We start from the raw sequence: 21,768 nt of genomic DNA on the forward strand, positions 1-21,768 counted from the left end.
ATATGAAATATGTTTTGATTATACTCTTGTCGTTAATTACGTCAAATTTATTTGCAGCCGAAAAATGCATTTTTGATGCATTGGGAAATTGTAAAAAAAATGAGCAACCCAACGAATCAGTAAAAAAAATAGTTCGCGAAAATGGAACAAAGAAGTATTACGTTTCTCCCTATACATATGCAGAAACAAACCAAAAGAAAGAATATCAAAAAATAGCACCTCGTAAGTCTGTAGGAAAAAAAAACTGGTATGAGGTTGACTGGAATCAGGGGGTAAAACTTTGCCCACAGAAAGATCAAAGGGGGCGTGTGAAAGACGGAATATGGAAAGTACGAGGTTCGTTCCATGTAGATTCCATGAATTGCGCTTTCATTGAAGGATCTCCTTACACCCGCAGCATCCTCGCCTTGTTCGCCCAGGACACAAATGACTTGGCCCAGGCTGATTCAAGTTGGATTTTGGTGAATCAAACTATAGTGGAATTGACAGGAAAAAATTACAAAGTTTGGAAAAGTGAAGTTTGGGATAGGCATCGCAGAAGTGCAAGTAAATTCATTGAGGTTTCGTTGAATCAAGATTTGATTGTCGATAAAACTGAACTTCGTGTAAAAGATGTCTTGTGGCTGAAGAATGGCCGATCCAGAATTCGGTTTAAAGCGACCAACATTTACTATCCTGATCAAGACCCACTTAACATACTGGATTATCCGGCTCCGTCTGATATGGATATGTTGGAATATTCCTATTGGCGGTCTCAGGAAGACGGACTGGTCGACGTTTATAATACGGTTCCTGTAGAATCCGTAGACACCTCGAAAATCCTTTACGCAAGGAGCCGTAGCGATTTCTTCGTTAAAGTTTTTGATTCTACTGCCAATGGATATAGACTTCCCTTTGAATACGAATGGAGTGTCTTGCAAAATGGCGGAAAATCTACTGTTTTCTTTTGGGGCGATGATGCTGACGAAAAAGAATTGTCAAAGTATATGGACATAAAGCGAGGCGTTGGTCAAGAATTATGGGGTGTTTATCCTGTAAAACAGTTTAAACCCAACCCCTTCGGCTTGTACGATGTCTACGGGAATGCTGAAGAAGTTTACATGTATGCTGGCTCTCATGGGATTGCGTGGGGATACACTTGCGAAGGCTACGATACCATGAACATGGATATCGGACCATCCTGTGATTTTATAAACAAGTACAGAAGTAGAGTTCGAGGAACCAAGGACACATGGGTGCCTGTCGGTCAAAGCGGCTATCGTCTGGTCCGTAAGCTAGAATAAAGACCTTGTTAAAGAAAATACTTCTCGTAAGTCTATTTTTCCTTGTAACCTTTTCTCATTGTGACGAAAGGTATAAGGACAGGCTTTTTGAGGTAAGCGTAACCAGGGATATCTTTTTTCAAACGATATCCCGTTCCTATGCAAAAGCATATGGTGTCCGCCTTGGAGTCGGGATCAGGTTTGTCAACTAATGTTACTCCAGTCCTGCATTTTTATCAAAACGCCTCCGATCTAAAAAAGCAAAACCTACATTTTTATTTATACAAACCTAAAACGACACGTCGTAGCAAACTGTTCGATATTGCGATTCATTAGCTGCACGAGGATTCTTGGTAGCCAGCATTGAATACCGGCAAGGTATCGTTCTTCAAACAAAAAAAATGTGTTACTTGTTGATAGTTCTAATTTTAAACGAGCTGTCTCATGGGGAGCCGTTCTTGATTTAAATATGGTCAATAGGAAAAAATTACCTATTTTGTTGGTTCATGGTTCAGACGACCCCGTGATTCCTTTTAAGCATGGCGCGACGATGAACATGGACTCGTTAAAAGAAGATGCCGTTTTCCCTGGTTACAGGAATATTCGGTCATTTTTTTCAGTTCGTTTGAAAGTCCTGTTTTTTATAGTGGCAGCAGCCTAGATTCCGTACTTGTGCAAAATAGTATTTCTCATAAAACATTGTTTCTTAAAGGGGGGGGCATGAATTGTATAACGAAAAGATTATCTAATTCTGATTCTTCCCTGGGATTTACGATATAGGTCAGGGATGGAATCCCCAAATTTCTTGACATAATCCGCAAGAACATCTGTATCAGTCGCGACATTGCCTATGAGAATCTTACTGGTCTTGAAGGCAGTAATCTCAGTCCCCTTCTTGGCTACATAAGAAGATGTTCCTACCGTATAGAGGCGTTCTAATTCTATGGGCGCAAAGTTGCCGGATTCATCTTCAATCTGAACATCCCCCACCTTCATTTTAGAAGAAGAATTTATTTCGTAACGAAGGCCTGACACCTGCAAAAATCCACCAAATTCTTCAGGATAATTTTTTGACCCCTGCTCCAGGGCCTCCACAATCTGACGTCCTGTAGCTTCAATCTTACAAATATCATTGAAAAAAGGAGACGCATCAAGAATGCTGTGGTAAGTAACCGCCCCCTGCGCAATCCCCCGGCGGATACCGCCTCCATTAGCAAGGCCAATCTGCGCACCAGTTGCAGTTCGGTAAGCATCGGCAACTAAATCTCCCAAATTGGTTTCGCCTTTCCGAACAAAACGTTCCCCACCCTTGTTGATGGTCAATTCAAATGGAGCCAGAGACAATTTTCTTTCAAATAGGTTTGCTTTCAATTGACTCAAACTATCTACAACAGCCTTCACTTTGCGGTTTTCTAAAACGGAACTATCTACAGAAATCAAGGTTGAATGAAAGCGACCATTACGACCTATGTCCAGTTTACCAATATGCGAAAATTGCGTTCCAGTCTGACTTAGCAATACGGAATCGCCCTTAGCGTTAACCACCCACATTTCTTCAACGACAGAATGCATGTGGCCATCCAACACGGCATCGATTCCGTCCGTATTTTCAATGAGGGATATAGAAGTTACCTTAGAATTTAGAGGGGGCAGCTCTCCTAAGTGAGAAAGAACAACAACATAGTCAGCGCCTTCCTTTCGAGCCTCATTCACAGCATTTTGAACAAGATTGTAGATTTCATTTTCATGAAAATGATAAAGAAGTTTTCCGTCATCATCATAAAACGCGTATGATTCCGAGACCAATGTTTCAGGGGTAAGCACCCCCACGAAAGCTATTTTCCTGGAACCAGCGTTCCTTATTACATAAGGTTTAAAAACAGGCGTAGTGGAACCGACTTTTGAAAAATTCACATTGACAATGTCCGCCTTCACATCTCTACTCAATTTCATCAAACGATCAACAGAAAAATCAAATTCATGATTGCCAAGAGTCACCACATCATAACCCACAGCGTTCATTAAATCTACGGAAAAGGTTCCCTTAGATATGGAACAAAAGGCTCCGCCCTGCAAAAAATCACCCGACGAAACCGTAAACACATAAGCCGTATCAGCAACAGCATCACGAATGCCAGACAATTTCACATAGCCATCTACAGCGCAGTGGACATCGTTATCGTAAATAATGACAATGTTTTTTTCGGGGGGCTGTGAAGTACAACCGAACAGTGCAAAAGAAATCACCCAAACCAGCAGCAACGTCATTTTTGAGATGGCTTTCATTTGCAGAAATATAACTAGATTTCGGGCATACCAGGAGAGCACATGTCAGAACAACAAGAAACTGTTCATATTCACATTAAGTCATTAGGACGAGCCGTGGAATTTCCGGTAAGAAGTTCCGAGACCTGCATGAAATGCAAGGGTACAGGCAAGAAAGACAAAAGGCCCTGCCCCTATTGCTGCGGCTCGGGACAGATCAAGATGCTGGATTGCATTCACTGTAGCGGAACAAAGGTCGCCACCAACGGAACAACCTGCAAGGGCTGCAAGGGAGAAGGCATTCTCTCCGAAGTCAATACTCGAGAATTTTTGGACGCCCGCCAGTTCTGTGAAAACTTCAAGAAAAATCCCGCACGCACCATTTTGATTTGTCTCGCCTGCCTGCTGGTCCTGGGCATCTGCGCGCACATCATTTCTGGCTACGCATTCGTTTACTTCATGTTCCTAAAAACCTGGCCCTGCTACATTTCTCTTTTGGTAGGCCTGGGCGCAGGTTTTTACGTTCTGGTTTGCCTCAATAAGATGAACAAGGGTTCCTATCTGACCGCAACAACAAAAGGCTTAATCAGCGCAGGTGTCATCGCCGTTTGGATTGCCGCCATCGCCATTCCCGGCCCCGTTACAGGGCGCTACTGGTGGATCGAAAAGGAAACCAAGAATACCATGAGCAGGGCACTCGCAGAGCAAGGCCTCGCCTGCCAAAGCGTAAAAGTTGACCACGCCAACGGTGATGATTACCATGCAATAGCAACGCTCTCTAACGGAAACGATATTAAAGTGATTACACATTTCAAGGAAGAACGCGGACACGGCAACAAAATTGCGTACTCAATTTACGTGGAACCTGTAAAGCAATAAGCTTAAAGCATAAAAATACCCCGGCACTTCACAAAAAGTGTCGGGGATTTTTCGTTAGGCGCTTCGGCTCCGCTCAGCGACCTTCATAGCCGATAAAGTTCATCTTAATAGATGAACATCATCTCTCTGTACTTGGGCAGGGGCCACATTTCGTCGGAGACGACCTTTTCGAGAGCATCTACAATCTTGCGGGTTTCTGCCATGGCAGCGAGAATGCCTTCATGTTCACCGGCGAGAGCGATTTCAATCTTGGAGATTGCAGCAGTCAAATCGCGGCAGCCTTCACCCAGAGACTTCACGTAAACATCCACACCAGGGAAGCCCTGATTTAGAGCCATTTCGTTAGTCTTGAGGGCACAGGAGTAAGCCTCCACCACCTTGGGCAAGATAATATTCTTGGCCATGTCGCGGCAGATTTCACCTTCGATGCGAACGCGCTTGTGGTAATCTTCCACGTTCACTTCGTAACGGGATTCCATTTCCACGCGGTTCATGACACCATACTTTTCAAAGAGGGCAATGTTGGCTTCGTTCTTCAGAGCTTTCAACGCTTCCAGAGAAGTGCGGATGTTGGGAAGGCCGCGGCGTTCTGCTTCGGCAATCCATTCGTCGGTATAGCCGTTACCGTTGAAGATGACACGCTTGTGTTCCTTCACGATCTTCTGCAGAATCTTCTGGAGACCGGTGTGGAAATTCTTGTCATCCAACTTTTCCAGCTGTTCGGCAATCATGTCGAAAGCTTCAGCAACAATGGTGTTCAGCACAACGTTAGGTTCGGAGCAGCTCTGGCTAGAACCCGGTGCGCGGAATTCAAACTTGTTGCCGGTGAAGGCGAATGTACTGGTACGGTTACGGTCCGTAGCGTCGCGGGGCAACGGCGGCAAGCTGTCGGAACCAAGTTTCATGGCACCGGCCTGCTTACTGGACTTGGGAGCACCCTGTTCCAACTGTTCAATCACGTCCATGAGCTGATCGCCCAAGTACATGGAGACAATGGCTGGAGGTGCTTCGTTAGCACCGAGGCGGTGATCATTACCAGCGCCTGCAGTAGTCATGCGGAGCAAGTCAGCGTGAGAATCCACAGCGTAGATCACTGCGCAAAGAGTGGTCAGGAACACTGCATTTTCGTGAGGGTTGGTACCCGGATTCAGCAGGTTCGCGTTACCGTATGAAACACTCCAGTTGTTGTGCTTGCCTGAACCGTTCACGCCAGCGAAAGGCTTTTCGTGAAGGAGGCAAACCAAGCCGTTCTTGTCGGCCACATTGCGAAGCACTTCCATCACTTGCATGTTGTGGTCGCAAGCCAGGTTCACTTCTTCGAACATGGGAGCCAATTCAAACTGTGCGGGAGCCACTTCGTTGTGGCGGGTCTTTGCGGGAATGCCTAGCTTCCACAATTCCATTTCAACTTCGTTCATGAAGTTTAGAATGCGGGCGGGAATCGAACCAAAGTAGTGGTCGTCCATCTGCTGATGCTTTGCAGGAACAGCACCGAACAGAGTGCGGCCAGCCTGGTACAGGTCCGGGCGCTGCAGGTAAAAACGCTTGTCGATGAGGAAGTATTCCTGTTCAGCACCGAGAGTAACAGTGGTCTTCTTCTTACCAGCCTTGAAGCAGCTCATGAGGCGTTCGGTAGACTTGGAAAGAGCCTGCAGGGAGCGGAGCAGCGGAGTCTTCTTGTCCAGAGCTTCGCCCGTGTAAGAGCAGAATGCAGTAGGAATGCAGAGGGTGGCTCCGTTACCGTGACGCTTGATGAAAGCGGGGCTAGTGGGATCCCATGCAGTATAGCCACGAGCTTCGAAAGTGGAACGGATACCGCCGCTGGGGAAAGAGGAAGCATCCGGTTCGCCCACGATCAGGTTCTTGCCGCTAAAGACCATGATAGCATCGCAGCCACCGAGGCCATCCGGTTCCAGGAAGGAATCGTGCTTTTCGGCGGTGGAGCCGGTAAGGGGCTGGAACCAGTGAGTAAAATGAGTAGCGCCGCGATCCATGGCCCACTTCTTCATGGCATGGGCAACTTCGCCGGCGATGTTCGGATCAAGGGGAGCACCCTGTTCGATGGTTGCAAGCAACTTCTTGCAGATATCCTTGGGCAGGTAAACCTTCATGGCGTTGGCGTTGAAAACGTCTTCACCGTAGTAATCCACATTGACGGTTTCGGCAGGCTTCACCGGAGCGGTCTTTGCCTTGGCGATTTCGTCGATGGTATTCTTTCTATAGGTGCTCATAATGTTTTTCCTTGTGTTCGGTTCCGCGTTGCGAAAACCGTTGTGAAGGCAAAATTAGGAACATCATAGACGCATTTCATCTGTTTTTTTTATAAAAAAGCCTTCTTTTCATTACATTTTTGTAAAAAAGGTTAGATTTTTTACGTTTTAGTAAAACATCAAACAAAAATTATGTATATTTACGGCGTCATTTGAGATTTTTTCTCTCCTAGAACATGCTGCACCGAGGGCAGAGTACTCCTAAAAAGTCCCTCGGTGCAGCAATTTTCATAACGGGCCACCCCGAACGGGACCGAAAAGCCAAAAGGACAGCGAGTGGATTTTAACGCGCTAAAGACATCAGCTTTTGTCGAAATAGCGGACGTTCTCAAGACCGTCCGTAAGCGCGATTTGCAACTTGCAGAAGTCCAAAACATCCTTCAAAAGAATTTTAGCGTCGCAGAAAACCTCCACAACGAGGAATGCAATAAAATCCGTGACGTCATAGAAGGTAGATCCGGTGAACTCATTGGAAACACCAGCGAAATGCGCGAAGTTTCCAAGCAGGTCAAGCAAATCGCCCCCACCATCGCCGTCGTCCTCATCCGCGGAAACGCGGGCACCGGCAAGGAATACGTGGCGCGCGCCATCCATCAGACCTCCGACCGAAAGGACGGCCCCTTCGTCACCCTGAATTGCGATTCCCTGAACGATTCCATCGCCAACAACTTCGAAACGGAACTTTTCGGCTACGAACGAGGAGCCTTCACAGGCGCCACCAACCGTCATTTGGGAAAGGCAGAACTTGCCGCCCGCGGCACCCTATTCCTGGACGAAGTCGGCAACCTCTCCCCCACCGCCCAAAAGAAATTACTCCAGTTCATCCAAGGGCAAAGCTTCAGCCGCCTCGGCAGCAACATCGTCCAGCACACCGACGTCCGCATCATGGCCAGTACCGGGAAAAATTTGGAAGCCATGATGCAGCAAGGGCTGTTCCGGGAAGACCTCTATTACCGTTTAAACATCTTTCAGATTAACCTGCCCGACTTAACCCAAAGAAAAACGGACATTCTTCTTTTGGCGGACCATTTCATCGCCAAGATGAACTTGAAATACGGTAAGAAAATCCTTCGTCTGAGCTCCCCCGCCATCGACATGCTCCTGAGCTACCACTGGCCGGGCAACGTCCGCGAACTGGAAAACTGCATTGAACACGCCTGCCTCGTCACCACTGACGTGGCAATCAACGCCTACGACTTGCCACCAACACTACAAACAGACGTCACTAGCGGTTCAGCCCTTTTACCCGAAGGAACCGCCTCGCTAGAAACGCTTTTGGATTCCTACGAAAAAGAAATCATAACCGAGGCCCTCCGACGCAACAAGGGCAACATGAGCGCCGCCGGCAGAGATCTAGACATCAGCCCCCGCGTAATGCACTACAAGATAAACCGTCTTGGAATCGAAATAGACAAAGGCTAGACCTAGCGATAGAACGTTTTTATAACTTTACACTATTACATCAATTATCTAAATTAGCGGCGTAAACATAGTTTTTGTGCCCTGAAAAGCCTTAGAGAGAACTCCGGTGAAAATCCGGGACGGTCCCGCCGCTGTATGGGAGTACGAAACCGGCATAATTTCAAAACCAGTGGAAGGTAGCCAATCCCTCTGCGAAGGAGCCGGAAGTAGGACGATCCCCGAGTCAGAAGAACTGCAAAAACGGAAAACTTGTAGAGGATCGATGCGAGAGACATCCAACCCAACAACCGCAATAGATGCGGTTCGTTTTTGCGTTATGCAGAAAACACGCCAAACGCTTTTTGCGTTTACGTTTTTTGCGTTTGCCTTGGGTGTAATCACTAGCATCACAAACGCAGCCGAAATACAGTATTTAGGGGTCTCCGAAATTGTCGAACCTCCCCCAACACCCGCCGATGTAGCCCCCAGTTACGAAGAAATCAAGCCCGACTCCTGGGAAGGCCGCGGACTTTCCGCAGCGGAAGTCCTTTCTGCACTCCCCGGCATTCAAAGTTACAAGCAAGGCGGTATGGGCAGCTTCCAGACCGTAAGTATCCGTGGCGTGGCGGCAAGAAACGTCTTGATTTGCATTGATGGAGTTCCCGTCAACGACGCAGGTGGCGGAGCAGCCGATTTAGGCGTCATCGACTTAAACAACATCGAAAAAATCGAAGTCTACAAGGACCGCGTCCCCGCAAAGTTCGGCGGAGCAGGTCTCGGCGGAGCAATCAATTTCGTTACAAAATCAGCCATCCGCAAAAACGGAAGCAAAGGCACCACAGGGCGCATTCTCGCAACCATCGGTTCCCACAATTCTTTCGAAGGTTCTGCACAAGTTTCCGCAAGTCCCAAGGACAGCATTCAATTTTCCGCGACACTTTCCGCACGGCACAGCGACAACGATTACGAATTCCTGAATCGAAACGGAACCGCCTACAACACGGATGACGATTTTACCGACAAACGGGAGAACGCCGAGTTCACGGAATACTCCGGAAACCTGCAATACCGCATACTTCACAAGGGTGACTTCTTTTCTACGATTTCGGCCAGCGTCACCCATACCGAGTCAGGCAACCCGGGACACGAAAGTTCACAGACCAAGGTGGCCGAGTTCGTAGGCGACAACGCACAGGTTTCCTACCGTTTAGAGGCACCCATTTTGTGGCAGAGTCTCTTGCTAGAAGCTGGCGTTTCTGGGAAATTTGAAAAAAATGTTTCTGCATCCTATTACCCCCTGGATTACATCGGCTACAGTTACCCCGATTTTATCCACTACGGTTTAGCAGGATACCGACTGATTCCTGAACTCACCGGCACGCTGATTCTCGACCGTTTCGAGAGTTCCGTACGGCTCGGCGCTTCCGCTGAAAAATGGGAAGCTCGCGGAACTATCAAGGATTTTGGAATTGCACGTTATACAGGTTCCATCGCCGCCAACGGAGAATTCGCCCTTACGAAATGGCTAAGCCTCTTTGCAGAGGGAAACATTCTCAAGACCAATGACGAAATTGATGGCGGAAAGTTCCTTATGCCTACAGGCACGGCAATTATCAGCGATGCGGAAGATCGAGACCTTTGTTTCGCAGGAATGGTCCAGGCAAAATTCGGCAAGAAGGACGGTTGGTTTGGCGGAAACATCAGCATCGGTCGTTATTATAGACAACCTCAACTGATGGAACTTTACGGTGTGTACCAGGGAGTGCTTTCCAATCCCAAGTTGAAAGACGAAACCGCTGTTCGTTTTGAAGTTGGCGGATTTGTACAAAGTCCTTCCAAAAAAAGCACCCTACGCGCCACTTACTTTGACACTCAATTGGAAAATGGAATTTTCTGGACCGTCAGCACAAACACAATGAAGGCTTTCAATGTAGATGACGCCAGTATTCAAGGCATCGAGCTGGAATTAAACAGCAGGCCCGCCAACTTCTTCGAGACCACAATCCGCGGCACAATCCAGGATCCAAGGGACGAAAGCAAGGTAAGAATGTACAACAGCAAGATTTTGCCAAGCGAACCCGTACACAGCTACTATGTTGAAGGAAAGTTCTATTTGCCGCTGCACTTCGACTTGGCTCTTGACGTAAACTATAGAACTCGGATTTACACAGACAGGTTAAACAAAACAAGGCAGCCCCCTGTCGCCAGGTATAACGCAGCACTGGGCTTCGCCCCCTGGGAAACCACCCGTTTGATTTTAGGCATTACAAATATTTCAGACGAAACCTACACAAACATTTTTGCCCCGAACCCCACTCCGGGTAGGGAATGGCATTTCACTCTTTTACAAAAATTCTAACCTCCAAAACATTTCCCGTTCAAACCGGGAATGTCAACCCCCAAAAAAGGAAACGACATGAATCGCAAGATACTCACCCTCCTTACAGCAGCAAGCTTCGCCCTATTCTTCGGCGCCTGCGGCGACGACAACAGCGCATCCAGCAACGGTCCGGAAATTTCCTGCCTTGACAACGAGGACTGCCTAGACGAAGACCTTTCCAGTGCCGACGACGAGCCCACCTCTTCTAGCAGCAAGAAGGGCGACGCCAAGTCTTCCAGCAGCGTAAAGGATAGCAAGGACGAAAATAAGTCCAGTTCCTCCGTCAAGAAAGATAATGATGAAGGCAAGTCTAGTTCTTCTGAAACAAAGGACGACAAATCTTCCGATAGCAAGAGTGAATCCTCCAACAGCAAGGGCGATTCTTCTTCAAGCGAAACTCAGGAATCCAGTTCTTCCGAAGCTTCCGAATCTTCCTCCAGCGAAGAAGTAAAGCCTGTTGAATACGCAAACACCACCCCGAACCTGGCCGACCTTGAAGTTTCCGGCGACACTCTGTTCGCTGTGTTCCAGCGCCAGAACGCCGACTACAGCATTACTCACAATGGTCTGCTTGCCATGTATAAGTTGAGCGACGGCACCCTTTTGGACACCATCCAGCTTGCCACCAAAAATCCTTCCGCTGTGAAGGTTGCAGGTGGCAATGTCTATGTGGCAACCGCAGGTGCTTATGGTGCAGGCTACAGCCTCCCCGCCGACAACAACCGCGGCATCGAAAAGGTTGACCTTTCCAAGAAGACCTCCAGCCTCTTCATTGCAGGAACAAAGTTGGGCGGTGGCGTCAACGATTTCGTTGTAGATGCCAAGAACAGCAAGGGCTATGCCTTGATTTATAATGCCTACGGAGTCACCCCGAAGATTGTGGAAATCAACCTTTCTGCAGGTTCTGTCATCAAGACCATCGGCGAAAGCGAGCTGAAGGATCCTGAAGGCAGTCTGGAATTTGACGCCACCAAGGGTATCCTCTACATCGGCGAACGTTTCCTGGACTGGGACACCTTCGAAATGCACAACAACGTCTATGTCTACGACGGAACCACTCTGGAATACATTTCCGATCTCGATCCCGAACTTGAAGAATATCGTCAGCCCTACAGCATCAAGGCAATCAACGGCGTTCCCTATGTATTCGTTTCTGACTACAACACCGGTGCACTTTATGTTGATTACGCAGATTCCGAATCCGACGGTACCGACTTCTACCAGGATTCCAGGCTGGCCGCAGTAAACGGCGAGCTCTTCCTGATGGAACGTGGCGATGCAGCTACCATCGCAAAGATCAACACCGCAGACGGTTCCGCTACATGGCAGTCCATCGCCTCCGGCAAGAATCCCTACGACATGGTCGCCGCAAGTGCCTCCACCGCATGGGTCGCCTACTACGGCTCTCCCGTTTTGGAACTGATCAGCACCTCCAACGGTTCTTCCGTGAAGCTGATCGACACCAAGGAATTCTGCGCCGTCAAGGTTGCAGACTAATTGCATAGACCCAGGTAAAACTGGTTAGGAGACAAGGAGGCCCTTCGAAAAAATCGAAGGGTTTCTTTTTATTCAGAACGAACCGCCCTGCATTATTCTCAAAAATACGCTTTGTAAGTTAAACATCATCTTTTTGTAGCAAAAACAATGATGTTTGACCGATTTTTCGAATCCATTTAAGAATTTCGACTTTGACGATTTCCACCAAAAAGGTACATTTGGCCCAAATAACATTAAACTAACCACTTGGCGGTTTGAACCCGCTAAAGAAATATCATTATGAGTCTAAAAATCGTTGTACTTGCTAAGCAAGTTCCTGACACACGAAACGTGGGTCCCGACGCCATGACGGAACAGGGTACCATCAATCGTGCTGCCTTGCCTGCAGTCTTCAATCCTGAAGACCTGAATGCATTGGAACAGGCCCTCCGTCTGAAGGACCAGTTCCCCGGCTCCACCATTTCCGTTGTGACCATGGGTCTTCCCAAGTCTGCAGAAGTCGTTCGCGAATCTCTCTATCGCGGCGCTGACGAAGGCTTCGTCGTTACCGACCGTACCCTCGGCGGTGCAGACACCCTGGCTACCAGCTACACCCTGGCTCAGGCCATCAAGAAGGTTGGCAACTACGACATTATCCTCTGCGGCCGTCAGGCTATCGATGGCGATACCGCACAGGTCGGTCCCCAGATCGCCCAGAAGCTGGGCCTTACCCAGGTGACCTACGCCGAAGAAATTCTTTCTCTCGACGAAAGCGCTCGCAAGGTCGTTATCCGTCGTCTTATCGACGGTGGCGTTGAAACCGTGGAAGCACCGCTCCCGCTGGTCGTGACCGTTAACGGTTCCGCAGCTCCCTGCCGCCCCCGCAACGCAAAGCGCGTCATGAAGTACAAGAACGCAACCGCAGTTGCCGAACGCGCTCCCGAAGCCGCAGAAAAGTATGCAGCCCTTATCGCAGAAAAGCCCTACCTGAACATTGCTCAGTGGGGTGCTGCCGACATCGAAGCAGATCCTGCCCAGATCGGTAAGGCCGGTTCTCCGACCAACGTGAAGGCTGTGAAGAACATCGTGTTCAAGGCCAAGGAAAGCCGCACCCTCACCGCTAGCGATGAAGATGTGGAAGGCCTGATCAAGGAACTCTTAGAAGGAAAGATTATCGGTTAACCTATGAATAACGTATTTGTATATTGCGAAATTGAAGGGACTACCGTTAAGGACGTTTCCCTCGAACTGCTCTCCAAGGGCCGTAAGCTGGCCGACACCCTGGGTGTCCAGTTGGAATGCATTTGTGCCGCCTCCGGTATCGACGGCATCGAAAAGCAGGTTTTCCCCTACGGTGTCGACAAGGTTCATGTGTTCGACGCTGAAGGCCTCTTCCCCTACACCACCAATCCCCATGCTTCCCTGGTGATCAACCTGTTCAAGGAAGAACAGCCCCAGATCTGCCTCATGGGTGCAACCGTGATTGGTCGTGACCTTGGCCCCCGCATTTCTGCCGCCACCCACAGTGGTCTGACTGCAGACTGTACCGAACTCGAAATCGACAGCTTCGAAATGAGCATCGGCGGTGTCAAGAAGTTCTACGAAAATCAGCTTTGCCAGATTCGCCCGGCTTTCGGCGGTAACATCGTTGCTACCATCGTGAACCCGGAACACCGCCCGCAGATGGCTACCGTCCGCGAAGGCGTGATGAAGAAGGAAATCAAGGACCCGAACTACAAGGGCGAAGTCGTAAAGCACGACGTTGCCAAGTACGTTCCCGAAGCTGAATACGTGGTGAAGGTTCTGGAACGCCACGTTGAAGCCGCCAAGAACAACCTGAAGAGCGCACCCATCGTGGTCGCCGGTGGTTACGGCATGGGCTCCAAGGAAAACTTCGACATGCTGTTCGAACTGGCCAAGGAACTCCACGGCGAAGTTGGCGCAAGCCGCGCTGCAATCGACGCAGGCTTCGTTGCCGACCATGACCGTCAGATCGGTCAGACCGGTCTCACCGTTCGCCCCAAGGTTTACATTGCTTGCGGTATTTCCGGCCAGATCCAGCACATCGCTGGTATGCAGGATTCCGGCATTATCATTTCCGTGAACAATGACCCGGACGCTCCGATCAATGCAATTGCTGACTACGTCATCAACGGCAACGTTGAAGAAGTGGTTCCCAAGTTAATCAAGTACTACAAGGCAAACAACAAGTAGGTGAAGCTCTATGGCAAATTTTTATACTGACCATCCAGAGATTAAGTTCAATATTGAAAGCAGCCCCTTGATGAACCGCATTGTGGAACTCAGGGAAAATGGCTTTGCTAATGAAGAAAAGTCCGATTACGCTCCGGCCGACTACGCCGACGCAATCGACAACTACAACAAGGTTTGCGAACTGGCTGGCGACATCGTTTCCAACGTGATCGCTCCCAACGCAGAAGCAGTTGATGCAGAAGGTCCTCATTGCGAAAACGGCCGCGTCCGCTACGCAAGCAAGACTTACGAAAACCTGGAAGCTACCGTAAAGGCAGGCCTTTGCGGCGTTACCATGCCCCGTCGTTTCGGTGGCCTGAACTTCCCCGTAACTGCTTACACCGCCATTAACGAAATGATCGCTGCCGGCGATGCAGGTTTCGAAAACATCTGGTCCCTTCAGGACTGTATCGAAACTTTGTACGAATTCGGCGATGAAGATCAGCGTTCCCGTTTCGTGCCCCGCATCTGCGCCGGCGAAACCATGTCCATGGACTTGACCGAACCCGATGCCGGATCCGACCTGCAGCGCGTTATGCTGAAGGCAACCTACAGCGAAACAGACAAGTGCTGGTACCTGAATGGTGTGAAGCGCTTCATCACCAACGGTGACTCCGACATTCACCTGGTTCTTGCCCGCTCTGAAGAAGGCACCAAGGATGGCCGCGGTCTTTCCATGTTCATCTATGACAAGCGCGACGGTGGCGTCGATGTTCGTCGTATCGAAAACAAGATGGGTATCCACGGTTCTCCGACCTGCGAACTGGTTTACAAGAACGCCAAGGCAGAACTCTGCGGCCGTCGCAAGTTCGGTCTCATCAAGTACGTGATGGCCCTCATGAACGGAGCCCGTCTCGGTATCGCTGCACAGGCAGTGGGTATCAGCCAGGCTTCCTACGACGAAGCTCTCGCCTACGCCAAGGACCGTAAGCAGTTCAACCAGGCTATCATCAACTTCCCCGGCGTCTACGAAATGCTTTCCAACATGAAGGCTCGCCTGGACGCTGGCCGCGCCCTCCTTTATCAGACTGCTCGCTACGTCGACATCTACAAGTCTCTTGAAGATATCGAACGCACCCGCAAGCTCACTGACGAAGAAAAGGCTGAACTGAAGCTGTACAACAAGTTGGCATCTGCCGGCACTCCGCTCACCAAGGGCATGAACGCCGAATACTCCAACATCAACAGCTACGACAGCATCCAGGTTCACGGCGGTTCCGGCTACATGCTGGAATACGCTTGCCAGCGCCTCTATCGCGACGCTCGTATTACCTCCATCTACGAAGGTACTACCCAGCTCCAGGTTGTTGCAGCCCTTCCGCACATCACCACCGGCACCTACACTTCCATGCTCGACGAACTGGAAGCAGCCGCTGTTGCACCGGAATTCGAAAGCCTCAAGGCCCGCGCAAAGGCTATGGACGACAAGTTCAAGGCAGCCATCGACTACGTCAAGGCCGCTGAAAACAACGAGTTCCTGGACCTCTGCAGCCGCCGCCTGTACGAAATGGCCGGTAACTGCGTCATGGCACAGCTCCTCATCCGCGACGCTTCTGCAAACGCAGAACTGTTCGGCAAGAGCGCCAAGGTTTACCTGAACCTCGCTGAAGCAGAAGTGATGAAGCACTCCAACTTCATCATGGGCATGACTGCAGAACAGATCGCTGACTACAAGGCTTAATCGCTAGATGTCATCCTGAATGAAGTCGCGAAAGCGACGAAATGAAGGATCCAGCATTTAAAAGACCTTGACTCGCAAGAGTCGGGGCCTTTTTTCGATAGATAGTTAGCTATAACGAATCAAGCAAATCATTAAAAAGCTGTTCGCCAATATGTCGTCCGCTAGAACGCAGAGCATCTACAACACCGCGGATTTCATCTGCAGAAATAAAACTCTTTTTGTAGGCTGCGCGAAATATACCGATTGTCCCCATTATGTTGAAGCCGATATTTTTTGCAATTTGTCGAGCACGAACTTCATCAAGAAGCACAAGGTCAGCCTTTATTCGATCCGTAAGAATCAAGGCTTCGCTTTCACCGAGATCAAGCCCTGTAGTACGTCTAAAAAGAGAAACCTCATCCGGATTGACATCCTGAATTCGAATGAATTCACAGCCCCGGACTTCATTCGCTTCTTCATAAAAATCGGAATTACTCGTTAGCTCAGCAAATACACCTTGAGGGATATAAACAACCCCAAAAAGTTTTTGAAGCAAATCTAATCGGTTGATTTTAAGAAGCGTTATAAGAGGAGTCGTATCAGATACAACTATCATACTTGAGCGGTCTCTTTTGCAACAAGGCGCTCGTATGTGGCAACATCTTCCTCAACCTCGCTCCAGGCCATATCAATATAAGGAATACCTTCCTTGGCGTACAGTTCAATAAGTTCCCACTTTGTGATGCCAAGAATTTCGGCTGCTCGACCATGGGATATGGTAAGGTTCTTTATAAACGGATGCAACATCATCGCTAACTGAACAAGTCCATCACCCGACTCGCTCGTAATATACGGTTCCATCGCCACGGGAACCTGAAGCTGAACAGTTGTCATTTCCATAGAAATACCTCACCACTCAATATACAATATTATCGAACACAGCGCAAGACGCATGCATTCCTTGTTACCGATAATAGCGGAAGCTCTTTGAATGCGATAAGGCCGGTATGATTTTAGCAGCGATACTACCTGTAATATTCTTCAGGTGTTTTTCCGTAGAATCGGTTAAAGTAATCGGAAACGCCATTCCAATCAGGGTAAACAGTATCAACGGTCTTCCCAAGTAAATTAAGCTCTTCACGAATTCTTGTTTTTGCACTATACGGGATACGGATTTTGGCAAGGCGAATTTCAGTACCTTTGTTAGATTCTAGAGTGGCCAGATGAGTCTTGTCACCATCTATGCCAAAGAGAAGGAAGGCCCCCTGCTGCGACTTGATTCTTGGATTATCCAAAAGCGGATGAACGCAATAAATGGACTCCATATTATCCTTTTTTATCCATGGTCCAAAATAGGATTTTTCCGCCCTTATTTCATGCAACAGATGTTTGATGCTGTCGTCCTCATTAAATGCGGTGCGAGCCGCTTCCTCTGTGGAACCAGACAAATGCCTTATATCAAGGTTATCATAATTGTAAAGCGCAATATTTGAAATCACGCTCACTACATCGGAATGCCAGTTGCGAACAGAATCCTTGTGAATTTCATAAACGAGTACGACAGAATCGCAATTATCACCCACCTGAGACTTCGGATCATTATAAAGAGCGAAGAACAAGGATTGCAGAGAATCCAAAGAAACATCCAGCAAACGGGTGCGAATTCCATAATGCTGCATCAAGGAAAGCTTTTCAAAAGTCGTGGAGCAGCCTGCAAATTCATGAGCCAACCTGCGTTCGCATTCCCGGAATAGCGTAGATTCCCTATTGCCTTGTAGCCAGCCATCTCGCGCAATCCCCGGCGTTCCCGCTGACGTCCCATAATCCTGAGGCTCACCACGAAAATAGAGTTGAACATCTTCGCGATATCCCTCTACACCATAGCGCGTAAAGGTTTTTAGCACTTCTAGGTAATCGGCTACAGAATAGATGTCGTAATAAGCAGACATCAAGGAACCTCTACTTCCGTGATTGAATATTCAGATTCAGATTTTTCTGAGGCAAAGCGTCCTTCAATCGTCAGTTTTAACGGTTTCTTGTTGAGCATCGCCATGGCAAGGAGAATTCTTGCGATTTCACAATCGGTTTTAATTGAATACGGTTTGCCAAGTTCCAACAGTTTGGAATTTTCGACATTTCCGTTATTTTCCAAAAGATTAAGAATTTCATCCTTTGACTTTTCGTAACGATGTTTGCCAACGCCGTTGAGAACGACCTTACCTTCGGAGATAATCTTAGTGACAATTGCGGTTATGGAGTATTTCACAAGATGTTTACTAGCGTTCGACTTTTTACTCATTTCACCCTTCTTTATTATTACTGACATTTTGACAGGGCCGCCTGGCCTTGCGGCTTGGCGGCGGTTTTGGGCGGGGGCGCTATGCAGCCCCGCCGCTAGGCTACCCACTGACCGTGGGGTGCCTAGTTAGAGTCCTGGAGACAACGAACGGAGTAACCGAAGTACTTACTGTAGTTGAGCATGCTGGCATAAACGTAGTAGTAGTGCAAGAACATGTAGTAGGCGGAGTAGCTACCGCTCCCGCTCTGAGAGGCAGACCAGAAGTAGGCGTAGTCGCCGGCATCGTAGAAATGGCCACTGTTGCTTCTGTAGCCTGCAGGGAGCGCGGAGAAACCGTAATCGTCAGTTCCATTACCACTTTTCCAGCCATAAGTTGATTTCAGTTTAGTCGCTGCAACACTGGAACCAACTGTTTTCATTAGAGTTTCAAATTCAGAACTACTTGGTAAGTGCCAGCCCTCAGGGCATACGCCACGGACCACCCCACTAGCGCTACAAGTTTTATCATAGCCACACCCCTTTCCTGTAGTAGAGAACACTGCCGCCGAATCCATTGCCGCAGCCCAAGTATACAGACGACCGTACTTGGCACAAGAGTCTGGATTATTGTTATAACAATAACTTTTGGCAGTTCCCTCATTATAATCATAGTTCAAGTTCTCGGCCATCCAGGTTTGAGACCCAATGGTCACTGTTCTATAAGTTTTATTATCTCGAGAATCCTTCACAATTCCAAATCTATTGAATATCCATTGATCCGAACACACCCACCGTTCTTCAACAGATTCATCAGATAATGTTGTAATTATTTTTCCTTGCGTATAACTTGTACAACCTAATTCCAGGTTAATTTCAGTAGCCGTTGCCGTTCTAAAGGAACCGTCATCACAGACATACTTGTTATCGGCATTTACAGCCCCGCTAACAATTGATCCATCCTTAGAGCAAGTGTAACCATAGGTATCGTATTCCAATGCGGTTGCTCTTGTCCAAGAGCTAGACTTACAGATATAATAGACACTCCCTGTTTCCGATACAGTCCCAGCATTGTAACTTGTACAACCTAATTCCAGGTTAATTTCATCAGCCGTTGCCGTTCTAAAGGAACCTCCATCACAGACATACTTGTTATTGGCATTTACAGCCCCGCTAACAATTGATCCATCCTTAGAGCAAGTGGAACCATAGGTATCGTATTCCAATGCGGTTGCTCTTGTCCAAGAGCTAAACTTACAAATATAATAGACACTACCTGTTTCCGATACAGTTCCATCATTTTTCGTTGTACAGGAGCCTAAGGCACATTCTACGATACTAGCAGTATTCCACTTGCCGTTCCTGTACACATACTTGGCGTCAGTAACGTTACCTTTCTTAACTTCGCCGGTAGTTCCCGACGACCAGCCGTAAGTATTTGCTTGCAGAGTGGTCAGGATTTTCCATTGGGTGCTTTCACATACATAATAGGTTCCCTGCTCATTTACAATTGTCCTGGCATTACTTGCAGTACAAGATCCTAAAGTACTTTCTACGGTACTAGCGGCATTCCACGTGCTGTTCCTGTATACATACTTGGCATCAGTAATGTTACCTTTCTTAACTTCGCCGGTAGTTCCAGCGGTCCAGCCATAAGTATCAGCTTCCTCCAAGGTGGCCAAACTATTCCACTGGGTATCTTCACATACATAATAGGTGCCTTGGTTATTTTTAATTGTCTTAACATCACTTGCCGTGCAGGAACCCAGCGCACTTTCAACAGCATCGGCCTCAGTCCAGGTTCCATCACGATATACATACCTAGCATCTGTAACATTGCCTTTTTTGACTTCGCCTACTGCACCGGCGGACCAGCCATAGGTGTCATACTCTATAGTCGTTGCTTTTTCCCAAATGTTAGATTTGCAGATGTAATATACATTGCCCGTCTTGTCCACGGTTCCAGATTTTGATGCCGTGCAGGAGCCCAAGGCATCTTCGACGGGATTTACCTCAGTCCAGGCTCCGCCACGATACACATACTTGGCATCCGTATAGGCACCCTTCTTGACTTCACCGGTTTCGCCTGCGTCCCAGCCGTAGGTATCGGCCTCCAGATTCGTAATCTTTTTCCAACTTGAAGATTTGCAGAGGTAATAGCTATTGACATTCTTGCTGTACTTATTTTTATTCTGCGCAATGACTCCGGAGCGGACACTGGTGCAGCCGCCCAGACCGTACACATTGTTCCAGAACATTTCCACCTGAGCCTCAAACCTCGGAACATCCAGAATATTCCAGGACTTCACATTGGCACGGATTTCGTCTCCATCAATTTCGGTAGCAAAGTCAGCCATTACGGCCTTGGTAGAATCATCTTCCCAAGATCCGTCCTTTTCAATATCCGCAATAAAACGATCTATGGCGATTTTGATTTCCGTATCGGATCGATCGCCCAAAAACAGCAGGTTCAACATCATGAGGCTTGCGTTGGCGTAGTCCACATTGTCGTCTTCGCTATCTTCGAATACACTTAAATCTTCGCTATACTTGACTGTTGTCGGAAGTTCAAAGGCGGTCATGATTTCCTGGTCAGCCTGTTTCTTTGCGGCATAGACACTATAACCCTTACGGACCAGATACATGGCGCGTTTGTATTCCAGGTGAGTCAACAGGTTTATATTCACCTTGGTGCGAGAATCCGTTTTCAAATCGGTGAGGACAAACAGACTGATGGAATCCTTGGAGTATTCGCCAGTGACCTCATTCCTGTACTGACCACGAACTTCCACGCCGGCATAGGGAGAAATCAGGTTCACATTGGGAATAACGAAGTCGCCCTTGTTACTGCTGATTTCGTCTTCGTAAACCATTCCAGTCGGGTCCAGAGTTTCTTCGGAAAGTTCCCTCAGATAAACCGGAGAGCCAAACTTGAAGGGGCCCTTCTGAGCCACACCCAGGATGGAACGTTTCTTGACCACAAGATTTTCGTCTGTATATTTGTCCTTGTTGAAAGAACTGCTAGATTTTTCGCTTTCACTCGGAATGACACTTGAGGAACTAGCATCTATGGAACTGCTAGATTTTTCGCTATCGCTCTGAATGACACTTGAGGAACCGGGTGCCATAGAGCTACTGGATTTAGTTTCGTCATCAGAATCATCCGATTCGGAGAGGTCGATCCAGGAACCGTTTCTGCAAAGGTAGTCTGTCAGTTTTTCGGCTACATAAACGGTATCGCCTTCGCGCTCGCTGGTACAACGCCCCATTTCAACAAGAGTAGCCACTTCGCGACCATTATCCTCGTTATCCGCCTTTGACGAATTGCCGGAATCATCACCGCAAGCGAACAAAGCCGCAGCACTCAAAATGGCGGCACCTACTTTCAGCAAGTTCATTGCCACATGTTTCATTTCCGCATTCTTTTTCAAAGACATAACAGCCTCCATCGATTAAAATCCTATGGAGTTTTGCCTTGTTCAACAATGTAGAGCGTCAATTCGTATGGAAAAAGGACGTGGGTCGCGACATTTACCTAAACGGGGCTCTCGACAGCCTCAACACGATAAACGCAAACGACCCACGCCCCGAAAGGGCTGTTGTCCATGGCTTGTACAGCCAAAAGACCAGCTTGAAAAAGCCGGCAC

Annotated in this window: 15 protein-coding genes and 1 riboswitch; of the genes, 8 read left to right on the plus strand and 7 right to left on the minus strand. The window is 48.2% G+C overall.

Annotated features, from left to right (window positions below; genetic code table 11):
- Nucleotides 1–2: 2 nt before the first annotated feature.
- Nucleotides 3–1,283, plus strand: a complete 1,281-nt coding sequence (locus BUB73_RS02830; RefSeq protein WP_073283408.1) for an SUMF1/EgtB/PvdO family nonheme iron enzyme — start codon at nt 3–5, stop codon at nt 1,281–1,283.
- A 720-nt stretch (nt 1,284–2,003) separates the two neighbouring features.
- Here the strand turns inward: BUB73_RS02830 and BUB73_RS02840 are convergent.
- Nucleotides 2,004–3,548, minus strand: a complete 1,545-nt coding sequence (locus BUB73_RS02840; RefSeq protein ID WP_249269438.1) for a bifunctional metallophosphatase/5'-nucleotidase — start codon at nt 3,546–3,548, stop codon at nt 2,004–2,006.
- A gap of 42 nt (nt 3,549–3,590) precedes the next feature.
- Between BUB73_RS02840 and BUB73_RS02845 the strand changes: the two genes are divergently transcribed.
- Nucleotides 3,591–4,406, plus strand: a complete 816-nt coding sequence (locus BUB73_RS02845) for a hypothetical protein (RefSeq protein ID WP_139259091.1) — start codon at nt 3,591–3,593, stop codon at nt 4,404–4,406.
- A 104-nt stretch (nt 4,407–4,510) separates the two neighbouring features.
- On the opposite strand, the gene BUB73_RS02850 is transcribed toward BUB73_RS02845, so the two are convergent.
- Complete coding sequence (locus BUB73_RS02850) at nt 4,511–6,637, minus strand: glutamine synthetase III family protein (protein ID WP_073283417.1); 2,127 nt, start codon at nt 6,635–6,637, stop codon at nt 4,511–4,513.
- A gap of 315 nt (nt 6,638–6,952) precedes the next feature.
- Between BUB73_RS02850 and BUB73_RS02855 the strand changes: the two genes are divergently transcribed.
- The 6 genes from BUB73_RS02855 to BUB73_RS02880 all read left to right on the plus strand — a co-directional run bounded on the left by BUB73_RS02855 (nt 6,953) and on the right by BUB73_RS02880 (nt 15,867).
- Nucleotides 6,953–8,098 (plus strand): sigma-54 interaction domain-containing protein, encoded by a 1,146-nt coding sequence (locus tag BUB73_RS02855; protein ID WP_073157666.1) that lies wholly within the window; start codon nt 6,953–6,955, stop codon nt 8,096–8,098.
- A gap of 57 nt (nt 8,099–8,155) precedes the next feature.
- A riboswitch (cobalamin riboswitch) is annotated at nt 8,156–8,353 on the plus strand.
- A gap of 112 nt (nt 8,354–8,465) precedes the next feature.
- Nucleotides 8,466–10,436 carry a TonB-dependent receptor gene (locus tag BUB73_RS02860; RefSeq protein WP_158535533.1) on the plus strand — a complete coding sequence of 657 codons (1,971 nt, stop codon included), beginning with the start codon at nt 8,466–8,468 and terminating at the stop codon, nt 10,434–10,436.
- 57 nt (nt 10,437–10,493) lie between these two features.
- Nucleotides 10,494–11,954: a LolA-like protein gene (locus tag BUB73_RS02865; RefSeq protein ID WP_073283423.1), complete on the plus strand. Its 1,461-nt coding sequence runs from the start codon at nt 10,494–10,496 to the stop codon at nt 11,952–11,954.
- 279 nt (nt 11,955–12,233) lie between these two features.
- A complete protein-coding gene (locus tag BUB73_RS02870; protein WP_073238642.1) occupies nt 12,234–13,115 on the plus strand; it encodes an electron transfer flavoprotein subunit beta/FixA family protein in 882 nt (293 codons plus the stop codon).
- Nucleotides 13,116–13,118: 3 nt separating this feature from the next.
- The gene (locus BUB73_RS02875; protein ID WP_073157676.1) at nt 13,119–14,147 is read left to right on the plus strand and encodes an electron transfer flavoprotein subunit alpha/FixB family protein; all 1,029 of its coding nucleotides are present in this window, start codon (nt 13,119–13,121) and stop codon (nt 14,145–14,147) included.
- Between the two features lie 10 nt (nt 14,148–14,157).
- On the plus strand, nt 14,158–15,867 hold the full coding sequence (locus tag BUB73_RS02880; RefSeq protein WP_073283426.1) for an acyl-CoA dehydrogenase family protein: 1,710 nt from the start codon (nt 14,158–14,160) through the stop codon (nt 15,865–15,867).
- 109 nt (nt 15,868–15,976) lie between these two features.
- Here BUB73_RS02880 and BUB73_RS02885 read toward each other — a convergent pair whose 3' ends face one another.
- The 5 genes from BUB73_RS02885 to BUB73_RS02905 all read right to left on the minus strand — a co-directional run bounded on the left by BUB73_RS02885 (nt 15,977) and on the right by BUB73_RS02905 (nt 21,558).
- On the minus strand, nt 15,977–16,462 hold the full coding sequence (locus BUB73_RS02885) for a PIN domain-containing protein (RefSeq protein ID WP_073283428.1): 486 nt from the start codon (nt 16,460–16,462) through the stop codon (nt 15,977–15,979).
- A complete protein-coding gene (locus BUB73_RS02890) occupies nt 16,459–16,746 on the minus strand; it encodes a UPF0175 family protein (protein WP_073283431.1) in 288 nt (95 codons plus the stop codon). The genes BUB73_RS02885 and BUB73_RS02890 overlap by 4 nt, the downstream gene beginning before the upstream one ends.
- Nucleotides 16,747–16,871: 125 nt before the next feature.
- Complete coding sequence (locus BUB73_RS02895; protein ID WP_073283434.1) at nt 16,872–17,795, minus strand: FRG domain-containing protein; 924 nt, start codon at nt 17,793–17,795, stop codon at nt 16,872–16,874.
- On the minus strand, nt 17,795–18,145 hold the full coding sequence (locus tag BUB73_RS02900; RefSeq protein ID WP_073283437.1) for a hypothetical protein: 351 nt from the start codon (nt 18,143–18,145) through the stop codon (nt 17,795–17,797). The genes BUB73_RS02895 and BUB73_RS02900 overlap by 1 nt, the downstream gene beginning before the upstream one ends.
- 122 nt (nt 18,146–18,267) lie before the next feature.
- Nucleotides 18,268–21,558, minus strand: coding sequence for a fibrobacter succinogenes major paralogous domain-containing protein (locus BUB73_RS02905; protein ID WP_073283439.1), 3,291 nt, complete (start codon nt 21,556–21,558; stop codon nt 18,268–18,270).
- Nucleotides 21,559–21,768 lie beyond the last annotated feature (210 nt).

Source organism: Fibrobacter sp. UWH6, from assembly GCF_900142465.1.
Taxonomy (GTDB): Bacteria; Fibrobacterota; Fibrobacteria; order Fibrobacterales; family Fibrobacteraceae; genus Fibrobacter.

What these genes read in the sequence shown, in the direction of transcription:
- BUB73_RS02850 (WP_073283417.1), bottom strand. Translation starts at nt 6,637, where the DNA reads ATGAGCACCTATAGAAAGAATACCATCGACGAAATCGCCAAGGCAAAG.
- BUB73_RS02890 (WP_073283431.1), bottom strand. Translation starts at nt 16,746, where the DNA reads ATGGAAATGACAACTGTTCAGCTTCAGGTTCCCGTGGCGATGGAACCG.
- BUB73_RS02895 (WP_073283434.1), bottom strand. Translation starts at nt 17,795, where the DNA reads ATGTCTGCTTATTACGACATCTATTCTGTAGCCGATTACCTAGAAGTG.
- BUB73_RS02875 (WP_073157676.1), top strand. Translation starts at nt 13,119, where the DNA reads ATGAATAACGTATTTGTATATTGCGAAATTGAAGGGACTACCGTTAAG.
- BUB73_RS02830 (WP_073283408.1), top strand. Translation starts at nt 3, where the DNA reads ATGAAATATGTTTTGATTATACTCTTGTCGTTAATTACGTCAAATTTA.
- BUB73_RS02845 (WP_139259091.1), top strand. Translation starts at nt 3,591, where the DNA reads ATGTCAGAACAACAAGAAACTGTTCATATTCACATTAAGTCATTAGGA.
- BUB73_RS02885 (WP_073283428.1), bottom strand. Translation starts at nt 16,462, where the DNA reads ATGATAGTTGTATCTGATACGACTCCTCTTATAACGCTTCTTAAAATC.
- BUB73_RS02840 (WP_249269438.1), bottom strand. Translation starts at nt 3,548, where the DNA reads ATGAAAGCCATCTCAAAAATGACGTTGCTGCTGGTTTGGGTGATTTCT.
- BUB73_RS02865 (WP_073283423.1), top strand. Translation starts at nt 10,494, where the DNA reads ATGAATCGCAAGATACTCACCCTCCTTACAGCAGCAAGCTTCGCCCTA.
- BUB73_RS02900 (WP_073283437.1), bottom strand. Translation starts at nt 18,145, where the DNA reads ATGAGTAAAAAGTCGAACGCTAGTAAACATCTTGTGAAATACTCCATA.
- BUB73_RS02880 (WP_073283426.1), top strand. Translation starts at nt 14,158, where the DNA reads ATGGCAAATTTTTATACTGACCATCCAGAGATTAAGTTCAATATTGAA.
- BUB73_RS02905 (WP_073283439.1), bottom strand. Translation starts at nt 21,558, where the DNA reads ATGTCTTTGAAAAAGAATGCGGAAATGAAACATGTGGCAATGAACTTG.
- BUB73_RS02870 (WP_073238642.1), top strand. Translation starts at nt 12,234, where the DNA reads ATGAGTCTAAAAATCGTTGTACTTGCTAAGCAAGTTCCTGACACACGA.